Consider the following 16,013-nt stretch of genomic DNA (forward strand, 5'->3'; position numbering starts at 1 on the left):
CTAGTCACTAGTTACTGATAACTGGTCACTGATTCACGAGTTCTGCTTTTTCTACTGATTTATCGGTGACTCCCAAAGTCAGTTTTAAGGGCGTGCGCGTGGGGTAAGCTTTGACCACTTGGCGATAGACTTGATAATTCGTCGGTAAAGTGACTTGGCGATCGCCTTGGGGATAACTAAACTGATACTCCACAGATTTGATTAACTCTGGAGTACTCGCCCGTTCGCCCGATTTCTTTCTTTGTTCTACCTCGTCTACTGTAGGGCGTGGTGGTAGAGCCGCCCACCACAATCCTCGATCGTCGGGACCAGTCACTGCACCCATTGGTTTAATTCCATTACGATTGATTAAGGACGTGGAAGCAAAAGTTTCAAATCGAGGTGATTTGTTATTAAGGTCGATGGCGTATTTGACTTGCCAAGTGTAAATTGTTTTTGCAGTGGCTTCGTATTGGTCAATTGTTAGATTAGAACAACCACTTAGGGCGATCGCGATCGCACCCCCCACTACCATCAGTCCATACCAAGAATTGCTCATCAGTTGTCAGTTATCAGTTATCAGTTATCAGCGAGTCGGGAAATTTTAACTTTTAACTTTTGACTTTTAACTTTCCCTACTCCCTACTCTCTACTCCCTCATTAATGCAGCTAGCTCCCTTCTTACCCCTAATGTATCGAATTCTCAAGCCGTCGTTTCCTAGTTGCTTGTGGTCTGGACACGATCGCGCCCGCTCGATCGCTTTGACTTTCGATGACGGTCCCCATCCTTCCCATACGCCTAAGTTACTAGAAGTTTTAGACCGCTATGCCATCCCTGCTAGTTTCTTTTGGCTGGGTGCTTGCGTTCGACGCTCTCCCGAGCTTGCCAAAGCAATTTATCAACGAGGACATTGGATCGGTAATCACGGCTACGACCATCGCTCTTTTCCCATGCTGACACCTACCGAATTGCAACACAGCTTGGTAGCTACCCAAGAGGCGATCGCGACTGCTTGTGACTTGCCTACTGCTCGCGTGCGTGATGTCCGTCCGCCAAATGGTTTATTTACACCTCAAACCTTAAATTTGTTACATCAATGGGACTACAGACCCGTAATGTGGAGTGTGGTTCCTGAAGATTGGGTTTGTCCTGGGGTGGCTGTTGTCGTTCAACGGGTCATGCAGCAGGTACAAAACGGTTCGCTGATCGTACTGCACGACGGTGCTTGTGGTGGTACAGATGTTGCCGATGTTGCTGCTCTCTTAATTCCTCAATTGTTAAGCTTGGGTTACGAATTTGTCACGATCGATACCTTGTGGCAACAATCTCTATCCCTTACGAATCAAGGTTTTTTCTCTTCTTTGACTAGTGGCGATCGCTCTTTTTGACACAAATTTAGTGAATTTCTCGTGAGGGGAGCTGTCATCTGCCTTCAGTATTAATTACAATGACAGAGAAAAGTTTATTAGTTTGTCAAGAACACGTAGGTTGAAATATCCGTACAACCTCAGTTAACTTGTGATTATGATTGACGATCGAATCAGTTGCATCTCAATCAAAATTAGAACATTTGCACTAAGTGGTAAGTTTGATGTTTTGGAAAATGCCAAAACCTATCTCCGCACCAGTGCAGAGTTACTGGTACTACTATTGTCAATCGCGCTTAGGGGACACATGAACGACTAAACAAGGCTGAATAGGTGGTCTAGACTATTTTTCCTCGCAAAACACGCAATGGCAAAAAACGCTCTGCTCCTGTTGTCTTACACTACTAAGCATTACACTTCACCATCAATTTGCACTCTGCAACCTGGGTAGATCTACGCGATTTTTCTCCAGATTGCGGAAGACAAATTTAAGATGTAATTCGTAGGTGTAAATACAAATTGGGAAACAATTGAACTTGTCTTGACCTTCTGACTTCAAAATTAGAACACTAAATCTGCCCAAATTTTGTGAAACAGGCTACAATCGGAACGGTCTTCATTACCTAAGAGATAAATAGCTATTGGTGCATCTATCCAAGGCTATGTCTATTAAATTGAGCAGAGCTTATTTTAGACCAATCGGTTAATCTCAAAGTATGTTTTCAGGCAAGAATCCTACCACCATATCGTTCGGATCTGCCCATGAATCTTCCCGACAGAGAATCTCTTTGCAGCCAGTCGCTAGCTGATGCAATGAGAGCAATTTTTAAGTGACTAAATGTTTGTTGAATCAAGGAGCATGAGGAACGCGGCATGAACCAGGCTAACAACGTACTACTCGAAAATATTCAACAGTCTGAACCCCAAATGGCTCGCCAGTCTGATTTCGAGCGCGATTTTGACTTTTCATTAGAAGAAGCAGAAGAGTTACAAAGCTTAGAAGTAGATGATAGTGACGGATTTTTAGAAGTTCAGCCTGACGAGGATGACGCTAAGCCTGGGAAAGGTGGAAAAACCCGTCGGCGGGCGCAAACCAAGAAAAAACAATATACCGAAGACTCGATTCGCCTTTACTTACAAGAAATCGGTAGAATTCGTCTCCTACGAGCAGACGAAGAGATTGAATTAGCGCGAAAAATTGCCGATTTACTAGAGCTAGAGAGAATTCGAGAAAAGCTATCCGATCGCTTAGATCGCGAACCGCAAGACAGTGAATGGGCGGAAGCAGTTAAGCAGAATTTGCCCGCATTTCGCTATCGCTTGCATGTCGGACGACGGGCTAAGGACAAGATGGTGCAGTCAAACCTGCGCCTAGTGGTTTCGATCGCTAAAAAATATATGAATCGCGGGCTGTCGTTCCAAGACTTGATTCAGGAAGGTTCTTTAGGTTTGATTCGGGCGGCTGAGAAGTTCGACCACGAAAAAGGCTATAAGTTTTCTACCTACGCTACATGGTGGATTCGCCAAGCAATTACTCGCGCTATTGCCGATCAATCTCGTACTATTCGCCTACCAGTCCACCTCTACGAAACTATTTCTCGCATTAAGAAAACCACTAAATTGCTATCGCAAGAAATGGGTCGCAAGCCAACCGAAGAGGAAATTGCTACCCGCATGGAAATGACAATCGAAAAGCTGCGGTTTATTGCTAAATCAGCCCAGCTACCAATTTCATTAGAAACGCCCATCGGTAAGGAAGAAGATTCCCGACTGGGCGATTTTATTGAGTCGGATGGAGAAACGCCAGAAGATCAGGTTTCTAAGAATTTATTGCGCGAAGACTTAGAAAAAGTTTTGGATAGTCTCAGCCCACGGGAAAGAGACGTGTTGCGTTTGCGCTATGGCTTAGATGACGGTCGAATGAAAACGCTAGAAGAGATAGGTCAGATCTTCAACGTGACTCGCGAAAGAATCCGTCAAATCGAAGCAAAAGCTTTACGTAAACTTCGCCATCCCAACCGTAATAGCGTGCTGAAAGAATATATTAGATGAAGTCGGAAGTCAGAAGTCAGAAGTCGGAATTAAAGATTTTTAGATGTATCTAGACTAACTTCTGGTTTTGAAGAGAAAAATGCATGATTGGTGTGAAGATAGTTGTGGATTGTCTTCACACAAAAAAAGACTTGGGAATGCCTGTTTCCAAGTCTTTTTGTTGCTCTAAAGTCGATATCACCGATTTACAGAATTCCCCAGAAGTGTAGGAAACCTTGACCTGAGAATAGTTCGATCGCAACAGCTGCTAGAAAACCGATCATTGCCAAACGACCGTTCCAAATTTCAGCTTGTGGTGTGAAGCCCCAACGCCATGCGTTGCGATCGTCAATGATTGGTGTGGTAACTTTAGTTGTGTCTTGCATGATTGATGCTCCTAAATTGGTACTTCAGTCAGAAAACTGTAACTCTTTATTTAGTTATGTAAACTAATATAACAATTAGTTGATGGAGATGCAACAGCTTAAATGAAATTTACTGGCAAAAAGTCGGACTGAAGCAAAGAAGATCGAACCAAAATCAAAAAAATCAGCTAGCGTACATTCAAATTAGCTAGCGCACATTCAAATTACAGTATATGAGCGGGCAAGATGCCCACTCCACACAGGCAAGATGCCCACTCTACAAAAGCTAGAACATTCGCTAACCAAAAACGAGTGGTTGCCTAGCCTCACACTATCGGTAAAGAAATAAGGCGATGAAAAAGCCTACCATTGCCAAGCGACCATTCCAGAGTTCTGCTTGAGGGGTGAAACCCCAGCGCCACGCATTGCGATCTTCCATCACTGTAGTGGCAAGTTTTGTAGTATCTTGCATACTTCTATCTCCAGTTAGCCCTGACTCATTAAGAATTACAACAGAATATGTAAATTAATGTAAAAAATCAAGATTCTGCTGCGCTCTATCTTAAGGAGGAGATAGGTAGTTGTCAGTTATCAGTTATCAGTGGCTAGTGGCTAGTGACTAGCAAAAAGTCAAGCCACTGGTTCCACCAGCCACTAGCCACTCACTACTCCCAATTAACTGCTAAATTAGTTGCTGGATCGAAAAAGTGAATTTTTTCTGGGTGAAGCGATAGCCATAATTGTTCGCCAATGTTCACCGTCTGCTCTGGTGGAATACGTACTTGTAACGGAGTAGGAGTAGCATTAGCCGCAGCCGTAGTGGTGACAAAGAGGTAGGTTTCGTTGCCCAAAGCTTCCACTAGCTCGACTTGTACCGGAAGATTATGAGGTGCGGCGCTACTCAAATTTAGGTGTTCTGGTCGAATGCCCAAAATTAAATCTCGTCCATCGTACTTCTGTAAAGCAGATGCCCAAACTTCAGGGAGATTGAGACGAAATAGGGGATGAACGATCGCCGAAGCTTGAAACTGAACTGAGAGAAAGTTCATGGGTGGCGAACCGATGAATTCAGCCACAAACTTAGTCGCGGGGTGATTGTAAAGCTCTAGCGGACGAGCGACTTGCTCGATTTGTCCTTGGTGCATCACAGCAATGCGATCGCCCATTGTCATTGCTTCTGTTTGATCGTGGGTGACGTAGATTGTTGTCGTTCCCAACTGGCGTTGCAGTTTGACAATTTGAGCGCGGGTTTCTGCTCGTAATTTTGCATCTAGATTGGACAGGGGTTCGTCCATCAAAAAGACTTGGGGGTTGCGGGCGATCGCTCTACCGAGAGCTACCCTTTGCTTTTGCCCCCCCGATAGCTGTTTTGGCAAGCGCTGCAAAAACGATTCGATTTGTAACAATGCCGCAACACTTCTAACTCGCTGGTCGATCGCCCGTTCTCTTGCTGTCATGTAACGCAGTCCTTTCGGCAATCGACTGGTCATCCCCACCAAGAAATTTTGGATCTGAAGCGGAACTCTTGTCTCCCCTGCTCCCTCGGCTCCCCCAGTTTTGGTACGTCGCAGTCCAAAAGCAATATTGTCATACACCGACATATGGGGATAGAGAGCGTAATTTTGAAACACCATCGCGATGTCTCGTGCTTTAGGCGGGAGTTGGTTGACCAAACGATCGCCAACCCAAATGTTGCCTGAACTTAATTCTTCCAACCCCGCGATCGAGCGCAACAGCGTACTTTTCCCGCAGCCTGAAGGTCCAACCAGCACCATAAACTCGCCATCCTCAATAGTGAGGTTAATCGAGCGCAAGACATCGACATTTTCTGCTTGCTTTGGTACTTTCTCCACCTGCGACTTAGATGGAACTTCCATTGCAGGTGTAACCTCAACCGGAGCGAGTAGATCTGCTGCCATTGGGACTACAGCGCGATCGCCAGGACGAGCGGGAAAGCTTTTGTAAACGTTTTCTAGGGTGACTGCTGCCATTGATGAGGAAGTCGAGAGTCGGGAGTCGGGAGTCGGGAGTCGGGAGTCGGAAGTGGTGGAGGACAAGCAAAATTCTGATTCCACTAGCCACCAGCCACTAGTCACTGATAACTGATAACTGATTAAGCATCGCCAAATACTGTAAAGTGCCAGGGTTTTTTGACTGCGCCGCTGAGGTCGAACATAACGTGTTTGGCAATTGTATATTCATCAAAAGCATATCGTGAGAGATCTTTGCCGAAGCCGGACTCTTTAAAGCCACCGTGGGGCATTTCGGAAGCCAGGGCAAATGGTCGTTAATCCATACCGTGCCAAATTGTAGCGCACTCGCAACGCGCCATGCTTTAGCAGAGTCTTTCGTCCACACAGAGGCAGCCAAACCGTATTTCACGTCATTTGCAACTGCGATCGCCTCTGCCTCAGAATCAAACGAGTTGACTACCAGGACGGGACCGAATACCTCTTCTTGCATAATTTCACTTTGAGTGGCAGCCTGACAAAATATTGTTGGTTGGTAGAAAAAACCCTTGCCTTCGGGTATTCCGCCTGGTAAGTGCGCGGTAATTCCATCTGCCTTGGCTCTTTCTACAAATCCATACACCCGTTGGCGTTGGTCAGATGAGATTAATGGACCCATATCTGTTGTTTCTGCTTGTGGCGTTCCCAAGCGGATCTGTTGCGACAGTTCGGTAAAAGCCGATAAGAAATCTTGATAGCGGGAGCGTTCTACTAAAATTCGCGTGGCTGCCGTACAATCTTGTCCTGTATTGATGTAAGCGCCAACGACTGCACCTCTAGCTGCTGCTTCGATATCTGCATCAGCAAACACGACAAAGGGAGCTTTTCCGCCTAATTCTAAATGCACTCGCGTCACTTTTTGGGCTGCTAGTTCCATAATCCGCTTACCCGTGCGGGTAGAACCAGTAAACGATACCATTCGCACGTCGGCATGATTGACCAGAGGTTCCCCTACCCCTGGACCTTTACCTGTCACGACATTAATAACGCCTGGTGGAAAGCCGACTTCTAAAGCTGTTTGAGCCAGCATTATAGTTGTTAGAGGAGTTTGGGGTGCGGGTTTAATCACAACGGTATTACCCGCTGCAACTGCTGGGGCAATTTTCCATGCTGCCATCATGATTGGATAATTCCAAGGGGCAATGGAGGCAACTACACCGATTGGTTCGCGACGGATAGTAGAAGTGTAGCCAGGAACAAACTCTCCAGATGCAATTCCCTCTACGACTCTGGCTTGTGCGGCAAAGTAGCGAATATTATCGATCGCAAAGGGAATATCGCCGTTGGCTGCTAGTTTTATTGGTTTACCGACATTGAGGCTTTCAGTTTGTGCTATTGTTTCTGCTTTTGCTTCTAAAGCATTGGCAAGTTTATACAGCAATGTACTCCGTTCGCTTGGAGAGAGACTAGACCATGAAGGAAAAGCTTGTTTTGCAGCCTCTACAGCTTTATTCACATCAGCATAGTCTGCTTGCGGGACTTCCGCGATCGCTTCTTCCGTGGCAGGATCGATGACCGTTTCCCAGTTAGCACTCACCGCTGCCACTGCTTCCCCGCCGATAATCATCTTATGTTGTTCCATAATCCCCTCAGTTATTCAGTTATTGGTGACTAGTGACTAGTGGCTCGAATCTTTGTCTAGTCACTAGCCACCAGCCGCTAGCCACTTCCGACTCCTCACTCCTCACTCCTCACCCCTAACCACTGGCTCAACAGTACCAAACCGACTGAAAATAAAAGAATTAGTGTTACTGTAGCGTTAATTTCTGGGGTCATACCAAAACGCAGTCGCGCCCATATTTCCATTGGTAGTGTATTATCCTGCCCCGTGAGGAAGATTGTCACGACGATCTCATCAAAACTTAGGGTAAAGGCAAGTAAGGTAGCTGAAATCAGAGCCGAACGTAACCCAGGAAATACCACTTTCCAAAACGCTTCCCAAGGGGGGGAACCTAAATCGGCGGCGGCTTCTTCCAAACTGCGGGGTAGGCGAGCAATTCGGGCGGCGACAGTGTTAAATACAACTGGAAAGCCAAACGTGGCATGACCGATGATGACAGTCATTAATCCCAAGGGTAGGTTTATTGCTGAAAAGAAGCTAAGCATGGCTACCCCCGTGACAATTCCAGGCAGAACAATCGGTAAGATGACTGCGGCGCGAAAGAAGTTTTTGCCAAAGAATTGATATCGCTGGATGGCTAAAGCTGCCAAAGTTCCTAAAGTTGCAGCAATAGTACAAGATGCGATCGCCACTTTTAAACTATTAAATAATCCTACTTGCAGTTGTTCGTCCTGCAAAGCCTTGGCATACCAATCTAGCGTCCAACCGTGAATTGGTAGAGATAGCACTCTCCCCTGACTGAAGCTAAAGATAGCGATCGTCAGGATGGGCAAATACATGAATAAATAGATTATCAGCGTAACTGTGCCGAAAATCAATTTAGGGAGTCGTAGGGGCAGGTTCACACAGAATCTCTATTGAGTACGAAGTTTTTTTGCGCCCGTACGGGAGTCGGGAGTCGAGAGGGTTCAAGTCCGAATTCCGAATTCCGAATTCCCTTTTGTCTCCTAATAATTTCATAAGTTTTCTAAAGCACCTTTGCGGGAGATAATGGCTATCAGTCCAAATATTAGCAACAATACTACCATTGCTAAAGCAGAACCAAGAGGCCAGTTATCAGCGACACCAAATTGATTGGCAACAATATTACCAATCAAAATATCTCCTGCCCCACCCACTAAGGAAGGGGTAATATAATCTCCCATTGTCAAACTGAATACTGATAGCGAACCTGCCAAAAATCCTGGCAAAACCAGAGGAAAAGTGACTCTACGAAAAGTGTATAAAGGATGTCCTCCTAAATCTGCCGATGCTTCCAGTAAGTTATTCGGCAATCTTTCAAAAGCAGTTACTAAAGGTAAAATCGTAAATGGTAGCCATACGTAGCAGAGAGTGACAACCATTGAGAATTGATTGTAGAGAAATAGAGAAGAAGGCTGGGACAGTATACCTAGAGATATTAGTAAGCTATTGAGTACGCCGTTGTAGCCTAAAATAATTCGCCACGCAAAGACGCGCACGAGATAACTAGACCACAGCGGCAAGAGAATTAAGATTGTTAGTAATTGTTTATATTTTCCTGCATACTTAGTCAGAAAGTAGGCAACTGGAAAAGCTAATAAAGTATCAATTATAGTGACAGCGATCGCAATGTATAGAGTACGAATAACTGTATTGCGGTAGCCAGAATTAGTTACGATTTGGGCAAAATTTTCCCAGGTGAATCGAGGAATAACCTCCACATATTGGTGCTGCATGAAAGCATAACTGAGGAGTATGGCTAGGGGAATGAAATAAAACCCCAACATCCATAAGCAAGGAGGCAAAAAATTGACCCAAAAATTTGCTGGTTTAATAGCAGGTTTTGATTGGACTGTTATGGTTGAGTCCATTGAGAAAGTCAAAAGTTAAAAGTCAAAAGTCAAAACTTGAGAAAGTCAAAAGTTAAAAGTCAAAAGTCAAAACTGAGGAGTCAGAAAACAGAAGATAGGAGACAGAGGTTAACATTACGATCGATCGCTGGTCACTGGTCACTGGTCACTGGTCACTGTTGCTCCGCCACCAACAATTGTAACGACTTCTAGGCGATCGCCTGCTTGTAGTTGCGTATTCTCCCAAAATTGACGGTGCAAAATTTCGCCGTTGTATTCTACTGCGACCAAGCGCGGGTTAAAACCGAGTTGTTCTAGCGCCTCTGGAAGTCGAGCAGTATTAGCACAATTACGAGTTTCTCCATTCACTTGTAAGCTAATTTGTTCGGTCATAAATCTCGATTAACTCCTATTTATGGAGTCTTTATTTATGGAGTTGTACGTGGTTGTACGCGGGCGAGCTGTGCTAAAAAATACTGCGTTACTAGAGTGGGTTGCTCGGCTCGCACGATCGCTCTTACGACTGCAACTCTCTGCGCACCTGCGTTTAGCACTTCATTCACATTGTTAACGTCTATGCCACCGATCGCAAACCAGGGAATGGAAACATTTTTAGCCACATGGCGAATATATTCTAATCCTACTGGTGCTTTACCTGCTTTTGTCGGCGTTTCGTAGACCGGACCTACACCAATATAATCGGCTCCTTCCTGAATTGCCCGTTGCATTTCTTCTGGATTTGTGGTGGAGCGTCCGATAATTTTCTGGGGTCCAAGGAGTTGACGGGCGATCGCGATGGGCATATCCTGTTGTCCTAGATGCACTCCATCGGCATCTACTGCCAAAGCAAGATCGATGCGATCGTTGACTAAAAAAATTGCCCCGTATTGGTGACAGAGTTGACGTAATTGTCGAGCAGTCTCCAGGCGATCGAGATCTGCGGTATCCTTATCGCGGTACTGTACGAGGCTCAGCCCTCCTTGCAGTGCTGCTTCTACTACATGAAACAGCCCCTCTGTCGGAGAAGTCACTAAATATAAGTACGATTGCGCTAGTCGTTGGTGTCGTTGATAACCTAGTAAGTGACTTTCTAGGATATAAACTCGATAACGCATCTGTTTAAAGGCAGCTCCCATTTTCGGATTGTAGAGCTTGCTATATTCTTCTACTACTCGCAAAGCTTCTTCTACTCGGCAGAAATTGGCTTGCAGCAAAGTTCCCAAGCCAGATCGTTGCTCCTCTTGGGGATGAGTCAGTTCTGTCCCAGGATCGCCAGGAGTATCTCGTGCCAAACGTAAATCTAGGGTATGCCAGCTGGCTAGCTCTTGGCGTAACTGCTTGCATTCATCGCTGAATTGGCTGCTATTCAATCCAAATCGACACCATTCTTCTACAATCCGCAAGCCTTCACGGGCGCGGTCTAAATTTGCATCCAAAATTCGGCAGACAGCTGGCTGCACTTGTCCTCTCCCGTTTCGTAGCTACTTGACTGAGAACAGACCATTTGATGTTCTAATCGTAACAGTCCCTGCTCAGTTTACGACAGTCGGGAGTCGGGAATTGGGAGTCGGGGGAGAAGGGGGACAAGGGGGACAAGGGGGGAGAAGGGGGACAAGGGGGAGAAGGGGGACAAGGGGGACAAGGGGGACAAGGGAGCAATTACCAATTACCAATTACCAACTACCAATTACCAATTACCTCTTGACTTTTAGACTCTTTAGCTATATAAGGAGGCAGAACAAGTCAAAGTAGAAAAAAGCTAAACTTTATTGCCATTTAAAATTTGGCAGTAAAATTCTGTGTCTGTGTGAGAAGGAGTGCCGTGAGTATGAAAAGTTTCCGTAGCGATCGCCATCCCTATTTATCCTTCCAGACGATGGCGCAAAAAACTTGCATTCACGGTTTATTCTCAAGTGCCACTAGAATTAGTCTAACTATATTTTTCTGGCTGTGTTTCAGTCATGTAGGTGTTGCTATCCCACCACTGCAACTGACGCAAACCCCAACTAGCGAATCTCAAACTGCGAAGAAAGTTATATTTGTCAATCCTACAGCTGGTGAGAATGGCAATGGCAGTGAAAGCAGTCCTTTTAAAACGATTGCTCAAGCCCTTCAACAAGCTGAATCCAATGTCATCATTAAACTAGCGGCGGGAACTTATAGCAGAGAATCTGGTGAGACATTTCCGCTCAGACTGAAACCAGGAGTTACTCTTCAAGGCGACTCTAGCAGCCAGGGTAGCAATATTGTTATCAAAGGTGGGGGAATGTACATGAGTCCTACCTTTGCCCGTCAAGATGTAGCAATTTTAGGGGCGGATGAAGCCGGATTGACAGGAATAACAGTCACGAATCCCAACCCACGCGGTTATGGATTATGGATTGAGTCATGCAGTCCGGCGATCGCGGATAATACTTTTACTGGTAGCAGCCACGATGGAATTTCCATCACGGGTGATAGTGCGCCAATCATCCGTAACAACCGCTTTACTCAAAATGGCGCGAATGGAATTACAGTTTACGGAATTTCCAAACCAGAGATCCGCGCTAATGTCTTTGAGCAAACCGGTTATGGCATTAATGTTGCTCAACGAGCTGCACCGTTAATTGTAGAGAATCAAATTCTAAATAATCGGGCTGGTGTCGTGTCTCAAGCTTTCACAAAACCAGTCCTTCGCAATAACATTATCGAGGGTAATAAAGAAGATGGTGTCGTGGCGATCGCCAACAGTCAACCCAATTTAGGCACGCCAACCGAACCAGGTAACAATCAATTTCGCCAAAATGGTCGTTATGACATCAATAGCAGCGCAGCCAAGCGAGTTACAATCTCTGCGGTAGGCAATCAAGTTACCGCAGATCGTTCAATTGGTAATATCGATTTTGTAGGAACGAGTAATGTTGCCTCAAATGCGGGAGTCGAGAATCGTAGAGGCGGGTTTAGCGAAAGTGCCACCGATGAAGCGATAAATCTTGGTTCAAAACCCGCCCGTACAGGAGTCGTAGGGGCGGGTTTACCAGAAGATCCTGTGCGCAAACCTACAATTCCATCAAACTCGCCCGCACGAGAATCTTTGATGCCGAATTCCGAAGTCAAGCAGGCGGATGACGAGGTTTCCTCGTCATTAAAGCCGCGTCGAATTCCGAATTCTCCTCCAGTTTCTCAACCAGCATTAGAAGTCGTAGAAATTCCCGTACCGCCTCCAGAGTCGGAATCAGCGCCAGTTCAAAAGAAGCCCGCTCAAAAGCCCAAGAAGCCTTCAGCATCTAAGCCTAGCAAACCTGCATCACAAAACCAATCTCCAAAAGTTGCGACATCAACGACAAAACCTAAGCCCGAAGTAGCAAAAGCTCCTGCAACTAAACCCAAGCCCGAAGCAACGAAAGCCCCTGCTACAAATGAGAAGCAACCGCTTGCTGCCAACCCTCAAACTGAAGTGGAAATTCCTGTCAGCCGATCGCAGCCACCAGCAAAAGGCGATACGATAACTCAAGGCTTACCAACTTTAAAACCAGCTGCCGTCAATCCTAACGAATTGTTACCCGTTCCCGATGGTGACATACCTTCTGGTAGCGATCGCCCTGCCCGAATTGCTGCGGTATCATCGCGTAACTCTTCTCAAGTGGGAAGTTTGCGCTATCGAGTCTTGGTAGAAGCAGAAAACGCACCTACACAAGAAAAAGTGCGATCGCTCGTTCCTGGTTCGTTTCGGGTTATTGCTAAGGGTAAAACAATTATGCAAGCGGGCGCATTTAGCGATCGCTCTAAGGCTGATGAAGTCGCGCAGTTACTCACTAGCAACGGGTTAAAAGCTAAAGTTGAACAGATGAATTAGTCCTTCACGGTCAGATTTTAACCATGTACCTATCTCTAACAAAAACTATTACATAGCTTCAATCTCCTTTGTTATCCAATTAATAATTTCTAAAAATAAATGCAAAGCTTTCTCATCCTTTAGTTGGGAAATTGGGAAGCTAGGATATTTATTATTAACAGCATTGATGGGAATAGCGATACCAGGGATCTCATTCAAACGCTGGATTAATTCTAGACACTTGGTGTTATCTTGTTTGGATATTATTTGGTTTAATTCTGGAAAACAAATCTGAACTGTTGCGGTTGGATTATTGATTGATGTTATAGCCCATACTGCCATTAGCTTGACTTCTTTTACATTAGACTGTTGAGTCAGATAAAAACCTCCAAGTTTGCCTTGGCTCCAGCGAATTTGTAAATGTTGATGATTCTCGATCCAATCATATAGTTTTCTTGCAACCCAGACTTCGTCAGTATTTTGTTTAGCTTCTAACTTTTCAAAAAATAAAGATGCATTCCATTGTATGTCTTCTCGCAAAGCACGATACAGTTTTTTATCCCTTGCTGCTGTTGTCTGATTGATAACTCTAGGAATGAGAACTTTTAAATTTTGCCCTTCAAATTTCTTAATTTCAACTCCTATAACCTCTGCTGGGTTCATCTGCCTATTTAAAAATTCTATAATTTGCTGAAGTTCAGATGGAATTTTATCAGCTACAAATACTAAACGAATTTTACCTGTCTGCAAATTATCTTTAACGCTTTGCCAAAAATTAGAGATTTGAATATCATCTTCAATAAGATCGAATAATGTTGGACGATCGGGTACAAGGAAATGCGATAACAATGTGTTAGGTTCTAAACCTCTAATCTGACAATTTGCTTCAAACTGAGTAATAATTTTTTCAATTGACCAATAAACTACAGCATGAGATGCATAATCTAACATTTGACCGACAACCTCTCGCCGAATTCGGGTATCACAGCTACGCTTGACTTCCACAATTGTAGGAATTCCGTCTTGGTCGAGAAATAAATGATCGACAAACCAGCGTCCATATCCATCTTCTTCTGAAGGAACTTCCATTTCTGGTTTTATTAATAACCAGCGTCGCGGTGTGGTGCTGTCTATTCGATCCCCAGCTAGAAGGCTAGGATAATCCACTAACAATTTTTGTAGTAAAGCTTCTGAGTTATAGGCTTGTTCCGTCATTTCTACTAATCGCTCGTCATCCTGAATTAAATAAATGCCACCAGTCATAGAAAATCTCTTGTGTTGACATATATATAATTCCCACTCTCATAAAGCGAAATATAAATATTAACAACGTGCAATTCCCTCCTGACGGGCAGCGCGTTGCACAGCCGCAGCTACAGTAGGAACAACTCTAGCGTCAAATATAGAGGGAATAATATGTTCGCGGTTGAGTTCTGTGGGTGCTACTAAAGAAGCGATCGCCTGTGCTGCTTCTAAACACATCATGGTAGTTATTGTCGTGGCACGACAGTCTAAAGCGCCGCGAAATACCCCAGGAAATGCCAGAATACTATCGATTTGATTTGAGTAGTCGCTGCGCCCCGTTGCTATGACTGCAACATCATTATTTACTAGTTCTGGCTGTATTTCAGGGATTGGATTTGCCATCGCCATCACAATTGGATTTTTTGCCATCGATCGCACCATATCTCGCGTTAATATACCTGGGGCGCTAACACCAATAAATATGTCAGTACCGACTAAAGCACCTGCCAAAGTTCCCATTTGACTGACGGCAAATTCTTGCTTTTGGGCAGGTAAATCTTGACGCTGCGTGGAGAGAATACCTTTAGAGTCGCACATTAAAATATGGGCAGCACCAGCTTTTTTCAACAGCCGCGCGATCGCAACTCCCGCCGCCCCCGCACCGTTAATAACGATTCTCACTTCCGTTATTGACTTATTAACTAACTTCAAAGCATTAGTCAGCGCCGCCAGCGTCGCGATCGCTGTCCCCTGCTGGTTGCCGTGAAACACGGGAATATCTAATTCTTGCCGCAGCCGTCGTTCGATCTCAAAGCAATGCGGGGCAGCAATATCTTCCAAGTCTATGCCACCAAATACGGGAGCAATTTTTTTCACAGTAGCGATAATTGCTTGTGTATCCTGAGTCGCCAAACAAATTGGAAAAGCATTAATCCCAGCAAATTCTTTAAAGATCGTGGCTTTGCCTTCCATGACAGGTAATGCCCCCGCCGCCCCCAGATTTCCCAATTCTAAAACTGCACTCCCATCAGTGACGATCGCCACGGTGTTTTGTTTGATTGTCAGACTGTACACCTGTTCTGGATCGCGGGCGATCGCCAAGCAAACTCGCCCCACTCCTGGCGTGTATGCCATTGCCAAATCATCTTGACTTTTAAGCGGAATTCTGCTGTTGACGGAGATTTTGCCACCCCGATGCAAATTAAAAGTGCGATCGTAGACATTAATCACTTCAATTTCTGGTAATGCCCGTACTGCCTGCACGATCGCCTCAGCCTGTGCCGTGCTATAAGCATCTACACTCAGATCGCGAATTGCCTGCGATCGCGTGCGTTCCACCAGATCGATTTGACCGAGAGTTCCACCACAAGAGGCGATCGCTTGAGTCACGCTAGCCAACATCCCAACGCGATTGGGAATCTGCAAGCGCAGCGTCAAACTAAAACTAGGATTTGGAGTCGAGTCAATCATAGAGAGGGGGACAAGGGGGACAAGGGGGACAAGGGGGACAAGGGGGACAAGGGGGACAAGGGGACAAGGGGGACAAGGGGGACAAGGGGGACAAGGGGGACAAGGGGGACAAGGGGGACAAGGGGGACAAATACAATTACCAATTACCCATTACCCATTACCCATTACCCATTACCCATTACCCATTACCAATTACCCATTACCAACTACCAACTACCAACTACCCTGATAACTGCAATCGGGAACCAAGAAATATAACTTCAGTCATAGCTAACCAGTTATTGTACTTATAACTTGCAT

General features: G+C 45.2%; 16 protein-coding genes and 1 pseudogene. 5 read left to right on the plus strand and 12 right to left on the minus strand.

What is annotated here, in order from left to right; genetic code table 11:
* Positions 1-25: 25 nt before the first annotated feature.
* The gene (locus tag CHRO_RS09660; RefSeq protein WP_015154019.1) at positions 26-538 is read right to left on the minus strand and encodes a hypothetical protein; all 513 of its coding nucleotides are present in this window, start codon (positions 536-538) and stop codon (positions 26-28) included.
* A gap of 104 nt (positions 539-642) precedes the next feature.
* Here CHRO_RS09660 and CHRO_RS09665 point away from each other — a divergent pair, with 104 nt between their 5' ends.
* Positions 643-1,368, plus strand: coding sequence for a polysaccharide deacetylase family protein (locus tag CHRO_RS09665; protein WP_015154020.1), 726 nt, complete (start codon positions 643-645; stop codon positions 1,366-1,368).
* A 701-nt stretch (positions 1,369-2,069) separates the two neighbouring features.
* Here the strand turns inward: CHRO_RS09665 and CHRO_RS31930 are convergent.
* The gene (locus tag CHRO_RS31930; RefSeq protein WP_158266008.1) at positions 2,070-2,222 is read right to left on the minus strand and encodes a hypothetical protein; all 153 of its coding nucleotides are present in this window, start codon (positions 2,220-2,222) and stop codon (positions 2,070-2,072) included.
* On the opposite strand from CHRO_RS31930, the gene rpoD reads away from it, so the two are divergent.
* Positions 2,221-3,399, plus strand: coding sequence for an RNA polymerase sigma factor RpoD (rpoD, locus tag CHRO_RS09670; protein ID WP_015154021.1), 1,179 nt, complete (start codon positions 2,221-2,223; stop codon positions 3,397-3,399). The genes CHRO_RS31930 and rpoD overlap by 2 nt on opposite strands.
* A gap of 185 nt (positions 3,400-3,584) precedes the next feature.
* Here rpoD and CHRO_RS09675 read toward each other — a convergent pair whose 3' ends face one another.
* The 8 genes and pseudogenes from CHRO_RS09675 to CHRO_RS09710 all read right to left on the minus strand — a co-directional run bounded on the left by CHRO_RS09675 (position 3,585) and on the right by CHRO_RS09710 (position 10,644).
* Positions 3,585-3,764: a chlorophyll a/b-binding protein gene (locus CHRO_RS09675; protein ID WP_015154022.1), complete on the minus strand. Its 180-nt coding sequence runs from the start codon at positions 3,762-3,764 to the stop codon at positions 3,585-3,587.
* Positions 3,765-4,074: 310 nt separating this feature from the next.
* Entirely contained in the window at positions 4,075-4,215 is a 141-nt protein-coding gene (locus tag CHRO_RS09680; RefSeq protein WP_015154023.1) for a chlorophyll a/b-binding protein, read from the minus strand.
* Positions 4,216-4,408: 193 nt separating this feature from the next.
* Positions 4,409-5,734, minus strand: a complete 1,326-nt coding sequence (locus tag CHRO_RS34275; RefSeq protein WP_015154024.1) for an ABC transporter ATP-binding protein — start codon at positions 5,732-5,734, stop codon at positions 4,409-4,411.
* Between the two features lie 122 nt (positions 5,735-5,856).
* Positions 5,857-7,334: pseudogene (locus tag CHRO_RS09690) on the minus strand (gamma-aminobutyraldehyde dehydrogenase).
* A gap of 95 nt (positions 7,335-7,429) precedes the next feature.
* A complete protein-coding gene (locus tag CHRO_RS09695) occupies positions 7,430-8,218 on the minus strand; it encodes an ABC transporter permease (RefSeq protein ID WP_015154026.1) in 789 nt (262 codons plus the stop codon).
* Positions 8,219-8,329: 111 nt separating this feature from the next.
* The gene (locus CHRO_RS09700; protein WP_015154027.1) at positions 8,330-9,205 is read right to left on the minus strand and encodes an ABC transporter permease; all 876 of its coding nucleotides are present in this window, start codon (positions 9,203-9,205) and stop codon (positions 8,330-8,332) included.
* A gap of 138 nt (positions 9,206-9,343) precedes the next feature.
* Positions 9,344-9,577: a sulfur carrier protein ThiS gene (gene thiS / locus CHRO_RS09705; RefSeq protein ID WP_015154028.1), complete on the minus strand. Its 234-nt coding sequence runs from the start codon at positions 9,575-9,577 to the stop codon at positions 9,344-9,346.
* 35 nt (positions 9,578-9,612) lie between these two features.
* On the minus strand, positions 9,613-10,644 hold the full coding sequence (locus CHRO_RS09710) for a thiamine phosphate synthase (protein WP_015154029.1): 1,032 nt from the start codon (positions 10,642-10,644) through the stop codon (positions 9,613-9,615).
* Positions 10,645-10,669: 25 nt separating this feature from the next.
* Here CHRO_RS09710 and CHRO_RS33275 point away from each other — a divergent pair, with 25 nt between their 5' ends.
* Together CHRO_RS33275 and CHRO_RS09715 are read left to right on the plus strand one after the other, a co-directional pair.
* Positions 10,670-10,936 (plus strand): hypothetical protein, encoded by a 267-nt coding sequence (locus tag CHRO_RS33275; protein ID WP_219336125.1) that lies wholly within the window; start codon positions 10,670-10,672, stop codon positions 10,934-10,936.
* 76 nt (positions 10,937-11,012) lie between these two features.
* Positions 11,013-13,019, plus strand: coding sequence for a DUF1565 domain-containing protein (locus CHRO_RS09715; RefSeq protein ID WP_015154030.1), 2,007 nt, complete (start codon positions 11,013-11,015; stop codon positions 13,017-13,019).
* A gap of 48 nt (positions 13,020-13,067) precedes the next feature.
* On the opposite strand, the gene CHRO_RS09720 is transcribed toward CHRO_RS09715, so the two are convergent.
* Complete coding sequence (locus tag CHRO_RS09720; RefSeq protein ID WP_015154031.1) at positions 13,068-14,261, minus strand: PDDEXK family nuclease; 1,194 nt, start codon at positions 14,259-14,261, stop codon at positions 13,068-13,070.
* Between the two features lie 60 nt (positions 14,262-14,321).
* Positions 14,322-15,713: a malic enzyme-like NAD(P)-binding protein gene (locus CHRO_RS09725; protein WP_015154032.1), complete on the minus strand. Its 1,392-nt coding sequence runs from the start codon at positions 15,711-15,713 to the stop codon at positions 14,322-14,324.
* On the opposite strand from CHRO_RS09725, the gene CHRO_RS33760 reads away from it, so the two are divergent.
* Positions 15,624-15,971, plus strand: coding sequence for a hypothetical protein (locus CHRO_RS33760; RefSeq protein WP_084739208.1), 348 nt, complete (start codon positions 15,624-15,626; stop codon positions 15,969-15,971). The genes CHRO_RS09725 and CHRO_RS33760 overlap by 90 nt on opposite strands.
* Positions 15,972-16,013: the final 42 nt, after the last annotated feature.

The organism is Chroococcidiopsis thermalis PCC 7203, assembly GCF_000317125.1.
Lineage (GTDB): Bacteria > Cyanobacteriota > Cyanobacteriia > Cyanobacteriales > Chroococcidiopsidaceae > Chroococcidiopsis > Chroococcidiopsis thermalis.

Excerpts from the sequence above, each read along its gene's own strand:
- CHRO_RS09660 (WP_015154019.1), bottom strand. The coding sequence starts at position 538 with ATGAGCAATTCTTGGTATGGACTGATGGTAGTGGGGGGTGCGATCGCG.
- CHRO_RS09665 (WP_015154020.1), top strand. The coding sequence starts at position 643 with ATGCAGCTAGCTCCCTTCTTACCCCTAATGTATCGAATTCTCAAGCCG.
- rpoD (WP_015154021.1), top strand. The coding sequence starts at position 2,221 with ATGAACCAGGCTAACAACGTACTACTCGAAAATATTCAACAGTCTGAA.
- CHRO_RS31930 (WP_158266008.1), bottom strand. The coding sequence starts at position 2,222 with ATGCCGCGTTCCTCATGCTCCTTGATTCAACAAACATTTAGTCACTTA.
- CHRO_RS09675 (WP_015154022.1), bottom strand. The coding sequence starts at position 3,764 with ATGCAAGACACAACTAAAGTTACCACACCAATCATTGACGATCGCAAC.
- CHRO_RS09680 (WP_015154023.1), bottom strand. The coding sequence starts at position 4,215 with ATGCAAGATACTACAAAACTTGCCACTACAGTGATGGAAGATCGCAAT.
- CHRO_RS34275 (WP_015154024.1), bottom strand. The coding sequence starts at position 5,734 with ATGGCAGCAGTCACCCTAGAAAACGTTTACAAAAGCTTTCCCGCTCGT.
- CHRO_RS09700 (WP_015154027.1), bottom strand. The coding sequence starts at position 9,205 with ATGGACTCAACCATAACAGTCCAATCAAAACCTGCTATTAAACCAGCA.
- thiS (WP_015154028.1), bottom strand. The coding sequence starts at position 9,577 with ATGACCGAACAAATTAGCTTACAAGTGAATGGAGAAACTCGTAATTGT.
- CHRO_RS09715 (WP_015154030.1), top strand. The coding sequence starts at position 11,013 with ATGAAAAGTTTCCGTAGCGATCGCCATCCCTATTTATCCTTCCAGACG.
- CHRO_RS09720 (WP_015154031.1), bottom strand. The coding sequence starts at position 14,261 with ATGACTGGTGGCATTTATTTAATTCAGGATGACGAGCGATTAGTAGAA.
- CHRO_RS09725 (WP_015154032.1), bottom strand. The coding sequence starts at position 15,713 with ATGATTGACTCGACTCCAAATCCTAGTTTTAGTTTGACGCTGCGCTTG.